We start from the raw sequence: 14,434 nt of genomic DNA, 5'->3' as shown, positions 1-14,434 counted from the left end.
CTCTGATCAGTCTCCAAGGGCGATCAAAGAAACTGACGATAAATCAGTCAGCCAGAAACTATTTAACAGCGGAAGAGGTGTACATCGTGAAAGGTTTAATTGGGGTGCTGGGAGGAATGGGGCCTGCGGCAACCGTTGATCTCTTTAATAAGTTTGTGACATATGCGACCGCAACGTGCGATCAGGAACATATTCCGTTAATTATCTCCTCAATACCGGATATTCCCGATCGAACCGAAGCTCTAATGCATGACGGCCCCTCTCCACTACCGGTCATGCGAGATTATTTACATAAGCTGGAAGATGCCGGGGCAGAATGCATAGTGATCCCCTGTAATACCGCCCACTACTGGTTTCAGGAACTCAGGGAAGTCTGCCATATCGACATGTTAAGCATCGTCGACACCACGATGAATGAAGTCAAAGTCTCAGGAAAAATCCGCATTGGTCTGCTGTCCACCAATGCCACACTGTATATGGGTTTGTATCAGAAAGGGATTGAATCGCTTGGGCTTAGCTGTATCTGTCCTGGTACCGCCGGTCAGATGAAAGTGATGGAGAGCATTTATTCCTTAAAAGCAGGCAATCTGCAATATGCACAGAAACTGATGCTTGAACAGGCAGGCGGATTATTTTCCCGCGGTGCTGACATTATCATCCTGGGCTGCACGGAAATTCCCATTATTCTGGCGGAGGCCATCAAAAAAGAGCCGTATAAATATATCGATTCAACCGCTTCACTGGTGCGTGCCGGGATCCGGTGGTATGAGAACCGGATGGGTGAAACTCACTTACTGATACAACAATAAAGATTATTTTCATTTAAACAACATACACAGAACATCATTTAGTATCATTCGCCACAGGAGGCCATCATGATTTGGCTGGAAATAATCGTAGTACTGAGCGCGATATTTTTTGGTATCCGTCAGGGAGGAATAGGTATTGGTTTATGCGGTGGGTTGGGACTCGCGATCCTCACGCTGGGATTTGGCCTTCCCTCACCCCCGGTCGATGTTATTCTAATTATCATGACCGTTGTTGTGGCAGCCTCCGCCTTACAGGCTGCAGGCGGAATGGATTATCTGGTGCGCGCCGCCGGGAACTTTATGCGGCGTAATCCAAAATACATCAACATCATCGCCCCGATTATTACCTGGTCTATGACTATTATGGCCGGGACCGGGTTTATCGTTTTTTCCACACTTCCCGTTATTGCCGAAGTGGCGAAAGAATCTGGTATTCGCCCATCCCGTACGCNGCAATGGTTGCGGCGTTTATTGCATCACGCCAGGGATGTGAACTACAGGATGACGAAGTCTATCTCGAACGTCTCCAGCAAGGCCTGGTACAGAAATACGAAAACAAGGACAGCATTAAACCCGGCGCGACGCTCTCCGTCAGCCTGTTTCTGCTTGCTACCGTCGCTATCGTTGTTCTGGCCGCGTTCCCACAGTTACGCCCCGGATTCGACATCGGTAAACCCATGGGAACGCGAGACATTATCATTATCTGCATGTTGTCCGCCGCCTGTCTGATGGTTGTGTTCTGCAAGACGTCCACAAACGGCATTGTACTGACATCCACCTTCCGTGCCGGTATGAGTTCGCTGGCGGTGATCCTCGGTATTGTGACGCTGGGGACAACGTTTATTGATGCGCATTTAACAGGGATTAAAGACATCGCAGGGGATATCTTACGTGCCTATCCGATGCTGCTGGCCGTGGTGCTCTTTGGCACCTGTGCGCTGCTTTACTCACAGGGTGCGACAACGCCGTTAATTATTCCGCTTGCCGTGGCGCTAGATGTCCCCACGTGGGCAATTCTGGCCTCGTATGTCGCGGTGACGGGGGTCTTTGTGCTGCCGACGTACCCGACGTCACTTGCGGCAATGGAGTTCGACACCACCGGAACGACGCGGGTGGGCAAATATGTGCTGAACCACCCGTTTATGCTGCCCGGGCTGGGAGGGATCATTGCAGGCGTGGCATTCGGATTCGTGATTGCACCGATGATTATCTGAGTTTTTTTACAGGAAATACCCGTGATTACGCCTCACTGAGGCGTAATCATTTCAGACTCGGGTAGCCTTCCTCGAGGTTTATCGTTCTCCGGAGCATCGCATGCATATATTTATCGTCCGTTTTCTCTCATGTATACTCGCCGCTCTATGAACATATCGTCTTTCGTTTCCGTTTCTGAGCAGACCGTTAACGACCTGGCGCATTTTGCCTGGTGTGCTCTTGTTGCGCTCCACACGGCAAGGCTGGAAGGTCAGGCCCGGTCTCCACTCACCACGCACACCTTTCTGCTGAGCTGGCTTGCCCGTGCGCAGAAACAGCGACGTTTTCCCCGGACGGTCGCCTCAGATATTGACAGGCTGCTGCGGTCCGCGCGGCAGAAAGGTCCGGCGACAGGTCTGCAGCAACAGCTGGAATACATCTGGTATGTCTGTACCGGCCCAGCGGACGGACAGTCTGAACTGTTCCTGCTGACACAAATCATTGAGCAGCTTAAGACAGATGGCTGGATTAATGCGGTGGTGACCGATGAAGAATGGGGCCAGGAAAAATTGATGGCAGAATTTGAGGGAGAATCAGCGTTGCTGGTCAGAAAATCAGAACTGATGCGTAACTTCTCGCATCAGGGAGTCATGCTGGCTCCGGTGAATTTTCTGGTGACCGGGGATATGGCTGCTGTGACCGGGTTACTGGACGCCACCGGGCTGTACTATGACATCCCTGAACGACCACATAACCGGAGCAGACTGGTTCTGACACCCGTCACGGCTTTCGACTAAGAGACCACGTCTGGTTACCGTACCCTGGCTGAATCAGTGCCTGGACGTAACCCGCCTGACACAGGTCACCAGTGCCGTCTCCGACTGGTATATCAGCCGCGGATATATCCCAGCCGCGCCTTTCTGACTGAGAAGGATCTCTCCTCCGGCGTGCTGCATCTCACGGTGCTGGAAGGCCGACTTCAGCAAATCCGCCTCGAAGGCGTGCCGCAGCGCATGCTGTCCATGACCTTCCCTGGTCTGAAAGGAAAAATCCTCAAACTGCGCAATATCGAACAGGGCATAGAGTAACTGAACCGGGTGCAGGAGCAGACGGAGCTCTTCGCCGGGGACGGTGGTTTTGATGTGACTGTGGGTATCCGCAAGGCCATCTACACCACGAACGCAATCGAATCGCTGAACAGCGTGCTCCGGGCAGCCATTAAGAAACGCAAAGTACTCCCAACGGATGACTCAGTACGAAAGGTTATTTATCTGGCGATCAAGGATGCGTCGAAAAAATGGAGTATGCCGATCCAGAACTGGCGGTTAGCAATGAGCCTTTTTTATCGAGTTCGGTGACCGCCTGAGCGATCACCTTTAATACATTGGCAGTTACACAGAATTACTGACAGGCTCTGCTGCGGCGAGCTTTTTCTGCCGTCACGCGTCCTCCCTTTTATGGGGCGGGATGAGCGAAGCCAGATACTTAAAGTCCCTGCTCAGGCACTCAAAGTCAGGCATTTCTGGATAGCCACGCATCGCCAGCGTGTGCCAGAAGTGCAGGAAGTCATGGGCTTTAGTCAGTCCTTCCACATAATGCTCGCCGTTCTTGCTAAGATTACATGTCTTAATCTGCTCTTCCGTTACCTGCAAAAGCTGTTCATAGCTGAGTGAAAATATCAGTTCGTCATCCTTCCTGCACACTCTGTTTCATTTGTTACTTGCATCACTTATCATGTAATTAGCATTACTCATTAACGGTGGTATCTAATACTGCGGCAGGTCAATAGTATTTCGCCTGATCCGCCACCCATTGTCCTCTCCTGACGCCTCCAGCCTGGCCATCAGTGTAAACAGGTGTGGTCGAGAAGAATCCTGTTCAGGCTCCACATGCCAGCCACAACTAATGAACAACTTCATCAACCCAGCCACATTACCCGTCAGACGCGCCATCAGTGGATTCATCTGTCGACCATCACTGTCAAAAGCAGCATCAAGGTTTGAGCGTGAAAGATAGATGCCATTCACACCAGCATTGAGGACAACAGCATACCGACCGACCCATTCCCTGTCGTTTAACACCCGGTAGTTCCAGTACATATTCTTCGCGGTTTCCAGCGCGTAGGTCAGCCGGAAAAGGTCATTCTGCTCAGACAACTCCCCGGTACAGGAACGCCAGATATAATTCAGCTTACTCACCAGTTTTGCGTTAACCCCCAGTTGCCGTCCCTGCCTCAGTAACCACTCGATGTCCGTGGTGACATCACGTGAAAAACGACGTTGCTTCAGCGCGGTTGACAGCCAACGGGTGAGAAAAAGGTTTTCCTGCGCAGGTGAAAGCACGCTGCCATCCTGCCTTGCCAGCGAAAGTGCAACCAGTGCACACCAGGCCAGATGGGCCGACTTTTCTGTCAGCGTCATTGTGAAATACTCCCCTTTTGTCTTTTATGTCCCGTCATGTGAATTCCTTTTATCTGCCATTCAGTGAATACTTTAACCAACATGCTTCTGGGGTACTCTTATATTTTATGGGGAAATACTGTATGCTTCTCCCAACCTAATCAAAAGTATCATTCCATTTTCTGCTATACATATTTTTTAAGTTACTGCAGTAAAGATGTGATTATATTTTTGTAAGTTACGCCTTGATTACACTGGTTTTTCTTTATCAGGCATAACAAACATAAACTGGGACCCTGCCTGGCACTCCCCGGGAGCAATATAGGTTTTCAGTAACCAGTCGACTATAAATCTCACCAGACGCTGTATTATCTTCCTCCTGTACATATGACAAATCATTCAAATTACATGGGTTAGAATCAGTATCACCAGATGTCAACGACCCAATATCTTTAACCAGACATGGCAACATCACGGAACCCGGTGTCATTAATTGAACTACTCACGCCCGTTTTTTCCGTGGTGAGAGTGGATACCGGTATTGTTTATAAGAAGCATGTTTTCGCATAAAAAAGTCCAGCAAAAATTGCACGTCCTGTTTTTCATCTTTTTTCTCACCCGGGGTACAGGTATTTTCTTTTTTGTTTTCCATAATAATCTCCCTGACTTCTTTTCACTGGTTCTGACCAAGTATGATATATGTTACATCAATCAGACCCGATCACCTCAAACAACACCTTGTTGTTCCGCATGGAGAGGTTAGATCAGAACATCATTGCCACCCGTACGCATCGGAGAAGAACTGACGCAACAGGCGCTAGGAGTGTTTGGTTAGCTGCTTCGTTAAAAATCTGAGCCATACCTGCACTACCACACACAAAACGGCATAACACGTTTCCCCTTGTGTATAAGATTTTTACGCTTCCGGAAACTTACTCCAGCATCATTTACAGTGTTGCTTTATAGACCGCACTTTGATAAAAGGGCACAAAAATGTATTAATACCTCATAACAGCTAAACTTTGTTAAAAAATACCTCTGTTTTATTAACTTCTTACTGGTTTTCTCCCGTGGCAGACTCTTTTCAGAATAAAAAAAGAAAGAGCATCAGGCGCTTCGCTTTGTTTTCTGAGGTTGGCTGTTAAGAGTCCGAAAGCCGTCTTTTGTGTGGTAGTATTTGCCCCTCCATGCAATGCGGCAATGGAAAAACCAGTAAATGTGAGCCCGTCGTTATTTTTCCCCGATTCCTCCAAGAGTAAAATGCAAGAAAATAGCAATCTTCCTTTTCAGAGCAATATGAGTACTACCTGTTCTGTGGACGTTTCATGTTGTCGGATACGCCTAATAAAAATAACAGAACAACAGTGAGAATACATCTGAAACACTGTCACACTAGGCTTCCGGGTTGATACAGTCGCTCTTTCAGATAAATTCTTTTTATGCTTTCATTTTTGCATTGCACAAAAATTAAGTCAATATAAGGGGGCGGAGTTAAACAGGATACTAAGCATATGCACTAAATTAAAATCAGTATAAATTCTTAAAAGAAATTGTCATTTCCGCCAGTTAAACGGAGACCACTCACAAATTTACAGGCACTTCCAGGATAACCAGGTGGTAGCATGAGACTTTTTAACAACCAGATAAGATGCTGACTTTTCAGTGAGTAGCACAATTTGCTAATTGAGAAATATTCGGGAAATTAATTCTGAAAAATAACACTTTGTATTTATTGTGTATTTTACTCTTTACTCTTTACTCTTGGTGCTGTTTTATACCTGAAAACCGATTATGAAACCCGGGATGAGGGACAGCCTGTTGTCCTCGGTCCAGCATTGCCGATGTTAGTGCCGTATCTCTGGCGAATGTTTGGTCCCACTGCCCGAACGGCAGATTGGATGTCAGGATCATCGCGCTCTTTTCGTAACGTTTGGCGATGACCAGGAGTACAGCTTTGCTTCAATGGCAGAGTGCCTATTTCATCTATGATGAGCAACTTAGGCGCCATCACGCCACGGTGAAGCGTCGTTGTGAAGCGAACCTTGATACCTGCCCGTATCACTTCGTAGTCCATGGCTATTGCCAGATATGTCTTCCCCACGCCGGATGGCCCCAGCAACACGATGTTCTCGTTGTGCCCTATGAAGCTGAGTGAACGCAGCGACTGGATTTGCTTCTGCGGTGCGCCAGTGGCGAAGGTGAAGTCATACTCTTCGAACGTCTTCACTGCCGGGAACGCTGCCATCCTGCTATACATTGTCTGTTTACGCTGATGGCAGGTCAGTTTTTCTTTATGAAGCAGATGCCCCGGGAAGTCCATATAGCTCCATTCTTGATCCACGGCCTGTTGTGCCAGCGCCAGCGAGACCAGTTCTGGCCCGTTGGCCATCCGCATTTTCAGCGGGTAGCCGCAATTCTGTCCAGCACCCGGATGACTCGCTGAGCCGGGATATTCAGGTCGATTTCTATCGCCAGTGCTTCACGGTTAAAATCATCCACCACATTGAAGGTCCGGCCAGCGCGTCGTGCATAAAATCGATGGACCAGCTCTGGTTTAACGCTTGCGGCGTCGCCAGTGGTGCTGGATTACGCACTGGCAGCCGCTGTTTTCCCTTGCGACGAAAATTCAGTTTTAGCAGGTAGTAAATCCGGTGAACGCATTTGTGGTTCCATGTGTTATGCTGCCTGCGCAGCAGCTGGAACAGCTTCTTAAAACTGTAGCGCGGATAGCGTTCTGTCAGTTCAGTCAGTGCATGGATCACCGGTTCATCACGCCGGGTATCGGGCTGATAAAAATACACCGTCCTGCTCAGTGATAATGTCCTGCAGACCTGGCGTAAACTCATGGCAAATTGCGCCATAAGATAGCTGACGAGTTCACGCTTTATCGCTGGTTTTAAAGCTTTTTTTCAATGACATCTTTAAGTGCCCGGCACTCAAGGCTGAGATCAGCAAACATCTGTTTGATGCGTCGGTTTTCATCCTCCAGGTCTTTTATCTTTTTGATATCGGAGGTTTCCATACTGCCAAACTTCTCTTTCCAGTTGTAATAGGAGTGCAGTCCAGATCAGCAGGGCTTTTTAATTACAGTTAAAAACTGTACTTAATCCCCAACATGCCCTGGGTATCGCTGTAGCCTTTGTCACCCATCTGTTGGGCTATGTTACCCCAGACATTAAGACGAAGTGTAACCTGCCCCTCTACACCTGCTTTCAGCTCACCGATGTTTTTCGTTCCGCGCATTTCATTGCTTATGTCGCCCATCCTCACGCGATTAGCACTGGTGTTGTGGATCCAGCTGGCCTCAATGAATGGCTGGAATTCGCGGCCTTTATTATCATCAATAGCATTATGGCCGCGAAGCGACGCACAATACCCGTATCAGCTACAACGGCGACGCCCGTACCCTGATCACCCTGGCGTCACTGAACCGTGAAACAGGTCCGGGAAAATGGTCGCTCAGCGGGGGTGAATTCACGCTTGNNCATGCGCACTCAGTTAACTCTCAGCAATCTCCTCATCAATGGTAGCTGGTTCGGTGGTCTGACCGGATGAACACTGCTATCTGAAAAGCAGTTCAGTGACTGAGCATAACCGTTGACCGGATACGCCAGGCCATCCCGCATTCCCGTGACAGGTTTCAGATATCAATTTTTTTAGCTAATCGTGCTTCCCTCTGAAAAAATTGTCGGTCATCTCTGGCGTGAAAAATTCTTACACCACTATGTAGTTATCCTGAATAAGGCTTATAAATTTGTGAGTGTCTTCCCCAAAAACAGGTATATTGAATAAGTATTTTTAAGAATTTGTACAGTCTTTAAGTCAGGGATGTTTTTTGTACCCTGCCTGGCTCCACCCCTCTCATATTGACTTGCATTTTTTGCAATGTAAAACTGGAAACGGGAAATAATACATACAGAATCACTCTGAAAAATACAACGGGCATATGACAAAGAATACCGACCTGAATATAATTCAGATGTATTTTACTATTGCGTAGCTTTCTTTTTACAGGATGTATCCGTCGGTGCGGAATGTTCTCATAAAAGCGGGATCTCATATTATATTGAAATGTTTTCTGGCGGATGGTTTATTTTTCTTATGTCAGCTTCTCTGCGGAAGTGAAAGATAATGGCTGCCTCATATTTATTCATTTTCATATGGTTTTATTACATGGAGGATTTATACAAAAATACAATATTGCAGACATCTCTCAGATTATTATTATCGTACTTCAGAAATTGAGATGGAATGCCGGGCGGGGTTTTCCCTTTTTATTATGAGGGGTCGTCACGAAAAAATATCACCCGCAAAACATTTAATAAAACAGAAACACTTATTTTATTAACGAGTATTTAACATGGATAAAGCTCTTATGTGCTTTTGTACTCTTACACCAGAGGCATTGCCCGTAAAGGTAGCATTGAAAATAATACCGGAGAGCATTTCCGGAAGTGTAAAAACGCTTATTCGTAAAGAGAGACGGGCTACGCCGTTTATGCGTGGTAGTGCAGGTATGGCTCAGGGTTTTAACGAAGTAACTGCCTGTGTGGCTGGTACTGTCATGGATAAGGGGTATCCGTTATGAACAGAATTTATAAAGTTGTCCGGAATGAGGCCACAGGTTCATGGGTTGCGGTTCCTGAATTTGCCAGAGCCCGGGGTAAACGCACCGGACGGACAAAAGGATTAACAGTTACCTCGCTGGTTGCGGGTGCTATTTTGTCTGCCTCTGCGGGGATGTTTTCTGCTGATGCGGCAGCGGTCACATACACGCCGGGAACCGCCAACTATGGCGGACAGGCGATTAATGTTACAGATGACGGAATGTATAGTCTTGATGGTACCGTGAGTTTTACAGGGTCAGTCAAACCGACGTACGATAGCAGGGACCTCGCCTGGTTCTGGAACAATGGCTACGCCACGGGTCAGGCTGACCCGGCCACCCTGAGGGTGGTCGGTCTGGGAGCCCAGACCTTCGGGATTACAGTAAAGGACCCCGCCACGAATATCACAACAACCATCAGGACTTACGACTCGACGCAGATAAAGGAGTCTGCCGGGAGTACTGCCACATGGAATTTATATTCTCCCTCCTCAGCAGAGGCGGTTCCGTTTCTTGATGCGCAACTTGCGAATGTTTCCGGTGGCGGGACGTTCAATATGAATGCCTCCGGTACCGTGGGTGATGGCAACGTAAAAGATACGGTATATGTTAGGGTGACCGATGGCCGCGCCAACTGGAACTCCGAAAACACCATTCAATTTGGGACCTGGTCAGGGCCAGACAGTAGCAAACCTTTCACAACCAACGCCGGAAGTACAACCTATGCGGGCACATTTACTGTCACGTTGTCAGACGGCAGCCAGGTTCAGCAGAGCGTAACCAGCCTGGCTGGCCTTCAGAACTACAATACCTGGCTGCAGCAGCAACTGGCTGCCGGGAAATTAGGCGCAGGGACGACGGCACAGTCGAATTATAATGCAGCGCTGGCACAGGCTTATACCAGTACCACTCTATCCTATAATGTCACCCCCCCGGCCATTGACGGCCCGGCGTACGATCTGAATGGCGAAATGATTGCCATGCTTGCTGACGGGAGCGGTGCAACAGCATATGTGTCCACAACAGGTAAATTGATCTACAACGGCCTCTCAAGCGGAGGGGGGGCAATTGTATTAAAAGCAGCCAATGGTGGCACCGTAATTAATGATGGTACGGTAGATGTAAAAGGCGTCTCCGCTTATGCACTGGATGCTGAGTCAGGTGGTCATATCATTAATAATGGTGTCATAAACAAAGGTGTCCCCCTGGGCACTGGCAGCATATTTGGTGCATCCGTCATGGATAGCATTACCGGTGCTGGCACCACGCTGAATAACTACGGCACGGTCAACACGGGCGGAACGGGCGTCAGTAACACAATTAATCCATGGATTATGGTGGGTGGCGGTGCTGTGGTAACGAATAATGGTGCCGTGAACACCGGTGTCAGTCCGGATGCTTCTGGTGCTAGGAGCATGGGTAACGCAGTTACGGTCAATGAAGGGGGGACTTTTATTAATGCCGGTGCGGCCGGAAGTCCCAATGGTTATGCCGGTGTGATTTATCTTGGTCGCGAGGCATCGACGGATGTTTCCTCTGACCCGATAGTCCGGGGGGGGGCGGATATTAACCACGCTTTGGGCACCAGTGCTGCCATGGTTAACAGTAAAGGGACTTTCATTAATGATGGTCAGATTATGATTGGCAGTGGCCTGCAGAATAGCACCGGTATCACCGTTGCAGGTACGAATGTTAATGTTACGGTTGGCGCGGATGGTGTAATCACGGATAAGGGTAACTATCCGGCGGCGACCGGCAGTGCGCCATTGCGTAATGCTGCCATTCAGAGTAGCGCCACCTCCGGTACCGTTGATAATGGCGGTACCATCAACCTTAACGGTGCCTATGGTGTCGGTTTGTATGTGTTGGGCGGTGGGCTGGCTTCTTCCTCCGGCACCATTAACGTTGGTGAGAGTCCGCTTTTTGCCTCCACTGGTTTGCGTAACTACGGTATCTGGTCAACCGCTAATAACTCACGGGCCACACTGACTGGTGCTCTGAACCTGACCGGGGATGGTGCCGTCGGTGCTTATGTCGAAAACGGGGGGAACGTAACTATTTCCGAAGCCGGGGCGGTGAACTTCGTTGATGGCAGCAATCAGCTTGGCTACTACGTCTACGGGCCGACCTCTTCTATCACCAACAACGGGACCGGCACCCAGGATGTCAGCACAGAAGAGTCCGTGCTGTTCCGCGTCGATGGTGGGGCCGGTTTTGCCGGTGGTGCGGGGGCGGCCTCAGCCCTGACCGCTTCCGGTCAGGGAGCAACCACCGTTGTCGCGAACGGCAAGGATGCTGCCAGCGGCAAGGTCTCATCCTTTAACTCCGGCAGCATGACCATCAACCTGTCCGGCGAAGATGCGACTGGTGTGGTTATCCAGGGCGGGGCGCAGGGCAAAATTGCCTCGAATGCCGCCCTCAACATGACGGCTACCGGTACAGTGGCAGGGATTGTCGACGGTCAGGGTTACGACATCAACGGTGAGGCACAGGGTACTCCGGTTGCGGGTGTGCTGGCGAATGAGGCGCTGGCGGCAGGGGCGGCCGGTTTTGGTACAGGCACGCTGCTGGTGACAGAAGCGGCGCTGAACTCGGCACTGGATGCGGTCACCGGCTACATTGCGCGCAACAGCGCGGAAATCAGCAACNGATGCCACAGGGATACTGGTGGAAGCCGGTGCCCGCGGGAATAACACCGGCAGCATCACCATCGGCGCTGGTGGTACCGGTATCGTGGCACAGGATGCGACAGGTGCCAGCCCCACCGTGATCAACAACTCAGGCAATATTGTGCTGAACGACGGCGATGCGGCAAACCGTACCACCGGTATCATTGCCAGTGGCGCAAAAACCACTGTCAACATGACAGGCGGTACTGTGACACTTAATGGTGACGGTGCTACCGGTGTACGTGCGTCTGACGGTGCGACGGTGAACCTGTCCGGAACGGCCACTCCGGACTTCTCTGACACGGCGACCGACCAGATACTGTTTGCCATCTCCGGCGCAGGCTCCACCATTAATACTAGCGTGCCTGCCGGTACCATTCTCGATNGGGGTGCACCAGCCGGTATTGTCGACGGCAATACCTACGGCTCTGACGGCTCACTGTCAGAGACCGGAACCGGCGCGGAACTGGCTAACACCGCCACCATCAGTTCCTCTCTTGAAGGTACAACAGCCTTTATTGCGAAAAATGGCGGTCTGCTGGATAACAGCGGCGACATCCTGCTGACAGGAGCGAACTCCACCGCCATTAAGGTACTGGGCGGGAACGTCGACAATAGCGGCAATATCACTGCCAGCGGTACTGCCCTGTATGTCGGGGAAGGTGAACAGGGTCAGGGCTCTGCCATCACCAACAGCGGCATGATACTGGCAACTGATGGCCGTGCGTCCATCGAACTGGTTGCCGGCAGTCTGAACCTGATCGGCAGCGGCACGGGTACCATTGAGGCCCGCGGCACGGCAGACGGTGTGCTGGTAAGCACCGGTGCCACCGGGCTGGATGTGAACGGGGCGCACATTATTGTTAACGCGGCAGGCGCCACGGGTAACGGTATTGAGAACGCAGCAGACCTGACTGACCTGCAACTGACCGACACCACCATTGATGTGGCAGACGGCGCAGGGGTCCGTACGGCGGTTGCCATCAACAACACCAACAGCGGTACCATTAGCGTCAGCGGCGCGGGGAAAGGGATTGCTCTGGAGAACGCTGACGGCACCACCACCACCGGAGACTTTGACCTGTCCGGCTCATCCGGCCTGACCATTAACGTCACTGGCGCGGGTGGTACAGGGATTCTGGCCAACACCACCGGTACCGTGGACACCGCAGTGAGCGTGAATGTGAGTAACTCGGATGGCGGTTCAGCCCTGAAACTGGGTGATGCCGTCACTGAAGGGACTAACCGCGGCATCCTGGAATCGGCCAGTGTCACTGCGGCAACGGTCGATGCCACGAATGCCAGCGCGTTCACCAACACTGACACCGGGGTGATTACCGGCGTAACGGCGTTGGCCATGTATGCGGGGAGCGCCGCGGCTGGCAACGCCGGCACCATAAACGGTACTGTGTGGATGGGTGGTGAAAACAGCACCGTGGACAACTACGGCACCATCAACGGTACTGTATCGATGATGGGTGACAGCGGCACCGTGAACAACTACGGTCACGTCAGCGATATTGTCACCACCAGTGGAGACAATACTGTGACGGTTGACGGCGGTTCCGTCAGCGGCGACATTGCGCTGAACGGCAGCGGTACCAACACCGTGCTGCTGACAAACGGTGCGGGTGTGGACACGGTCAGTGGTTCGGACGGTGATGATACCGTCACCATTCAGGGCTATGGTAACACCTTCCGTGCCCTGAACGGCGGTACGGGCACCGCGACGGCGGTGTTTGATAGTGCGCACTTCCGCATTGATGGTGTCAGTGCACAAATCAACAACTACAACCAGGTGAACCTGCGTAACGGCTCTGTGCTTGGTCTGGATGACAGCTACGTACTGGGGGGGAAACCCGCGGGCGGTGCCGGGATTGATATTGATGAGAACTCGTTACTGGTTATTCTCGGCTCGACAGACTACGTGCTGGCCAACGAGACACCGGCAGCATCACCACGGTGGGTGACGGTGAACAGGCCATTGGTGGACTCACTTTTGCCGGCGGTGAGATGGCGTTTAACGCGACGGCGCCGGATCAGAAAGTGGCGACCAGCCATGTGACAGTCAGCCAACTGGATGCGTCCGGTACCGGGATGGTACAGATTAACGTACCGGCACCGTATGTTCCGGGTTATGAGACGGACACCACCGCTTCCCTGATGACCCAGGATGATGCCAACATCGGTCTGAATCTGGTCAGCGCCACGACGGTCACCGGCAGCGGTGGCAACCTGACGCTGCAGGACCAGAGCGGTAACGTCATCACGGATGCCACTCAGGTGGATATCGCCCAGAACGGCAGTACCGTGGCGAAAGGCACCTACGACTACCGTCTGACCACTTCGGGTCTCACCCGTGCTCAGGACGGCCTGTACGTGAACTACGGCCTGACGGAGCTGGAACTGCTGGAGAACCAGACCCTGACGCTTGAAGGTACCCCGGATACCACCGGTGACGCGGCTGACCAGTCCGCCCGCATCACCGGCAGCGGTAATCTTGCCATCAGTACGACGGGCAGTGACGTGCTGTCGCTGTCGAACAGCAGCAACGATTACACCGGTGACACCACGGTTGTGAGCGGTACCCTGCGTACCGACGTGGACGGCGCGCTGGGCGACACCGCAACACTGGTGATTAACAGCGATGCGAAAGCCGACCTGAACGGCACCGTGCAGACCGCAGGTGTGCTGGCAGGCGATGTCGATGCTGTCCTTGACGTTAACGGCGGTACGCTGAACCTGACCAATGGCGGG

6 protein-coding genes and 7 pseudogenes are annotated in these 14,434 nt (G+C 51.3%); 8 read left to right on the top strand and 5 right to left on the bottom strand.

The features are described 5' to 3' along the window. Positions 1 to 86: 86 nt before the first annotated feature. From cuyB to GM30_RS00810, 5 genes and pseudogenes are all read left to right on the top strand, one after another. On the top strand, positions 87 to 809 hold the full coding sequence (gene cuyB, locus GM30_RS00825; protein WP_049847116.1) for a cysteate racemase: 723 nt from the start codon (positions 87 to 89) through the stop codon (positions 807 to 809). A gap of 66 nt (positions 810 to 875) precedes the next feature. Beyond that, positions 876 to 2,023 (top strand): annotated as a pseudogene (locus GM30_RS00820) (anaerobic C4-dicarboxylate transporter). A 147-nt stretch (positions 2,024 to 2,170) separates the two neighbouring features. Next, positions 2,171 to 2,800: a DUF2913 family protein gene (locus GM30_RS23440; RefSeq protein WP_155483886.1), complete on the top strand. Its 630-nt coding sequence runs from the start codon at positions 2,171 to 2,173 to the stop codon at positions 2,798 to 2,800. Between the two features lie 22 nt (positions 2,801 to 2,822). Further along, a pseudogene (locus GM30_RS25285) lies at positions 2,823 to 3,088 on the top strand (POTRA domain-containing protein); the annotation flags it as partial. 69 nt (positions 3,089 to 3,157) lie between these two features. Continuing rightward, a pseudogene (locus GM30_RS00810) lies at positions 3,158 to 3,383 on the top strand (transposase); the annotation flags it as partial. 386 nt (positions 3,384 to 3,769) lie between these two features. Here the strand turns inward: GM30_RS00810 and GM30_RS00800 are convergent. From GM30_RS00800 to GM30_RS23425, 5 genes and pseudogenes are all read right to left on the bottom strand, one after another. Continuing rightward, on the bottom strand, positions 3,770 to 4,423 hold the full coding sequence (locus GM30_RS00800; RefSeq protein ID WP_049847106.1) for a DUF2913 family protein: 654 nt from the start codon (positions 4,421 to 4,423) through the stop codon (positions 3,770 to 3,772). A 481-nt stretch (positions 4,424 to 4,904) separates the two neighbouring features. Continuing rightward, positions 4,905 to 5,054 (bottom strand): hypothetical protein, encoded by a 150-nt coding sequence (locus GM30_RS25865; protein WP_155483885.1) that lies wholly within the window; start codon positions 5,052 to 5,054, stop codon positions 4,905 to 4,907. Positions 5,055 to 6,226: 1,172 nt separating this feature from the next. Beyond that, a pseudogene (locus GM30_RS26660) lies at positions 6,227 to 6,767 on the bottom strand (ATP-binding protein); the annotation flags it as partial. Next, a pseudogene (locus GM30_RS25855) lies at positions 6,744 to 7,457 on the bottom strand (transposase); the annotation flags it as partial. The pseudogenes GM30_RS25855 and GM30_RS26660, both read right to left, overlap by 24 nt. Before the next feature lie 35 nt (positions 7,458 to 7,492). Then, positions 7,493 to 7,765 (bottom strand): annotated as a pseudogene (locus tag GM30_RS23425) (autotransporter outer membrane beta-barrel domain-containing protein); the annotation flags it as partial. A 997-nt stretch (positions 7,766 to 8,762) separates the two neighbouring features. Between GM30_RS23425 and GM30_RS25850 the strand changes: the two are divergent. From GM30_RS25850 to GM30_RS00770, 3 genes and pseudogenes are all read left to right on the top strand, one after another. Beyond that, on the top strand, positions 8,763 to 8,990 hold the full coding sequence (locus GM30_RS25850; protein ID WP_155483884.1) for a hypothetical protein: 228 nt from the start codon (positions 8,763 to 8,765) through the stop codon (positions 8,988 to 8,990). After that, positions 8,987 to 11,701, top strand: a complete 2,715-nt coding sequence (locus GM30_RS28125; RefSeq protein ID WP_072093983.1) for an ESPR domain-containing protein — start codon at positions 8,987 to 8,989, stop codon at positions 11,699 to 11,701. Before GM30_RS25850 ends, GM30_RS28125 begins: the two co-directional genes overlap by 4 nt. A gap of 1,989 nt (positions 11,702 to 13,690) precedes the next feature. Further along, positions 13,691 to 14,434, top strand: a pseudogene (locus GM30_RS00770) (autotransporter barrel domain-containing lipoprotein); the annotation flags it as partial.

It is taken from the genome of Trabulsiella odontotermitis, assembly GCF_001188485.1.
Lineage (GTDB): Bacteria > Pseudomonadota > Gammaproteobacteria > Enterobacterales > Enterobacteriaceae > Trabulsiella > Trabulsiella odontotermitis_A.
This window is presented reverse-complemented; position numbering and strand designations above follow the sequence as displayed.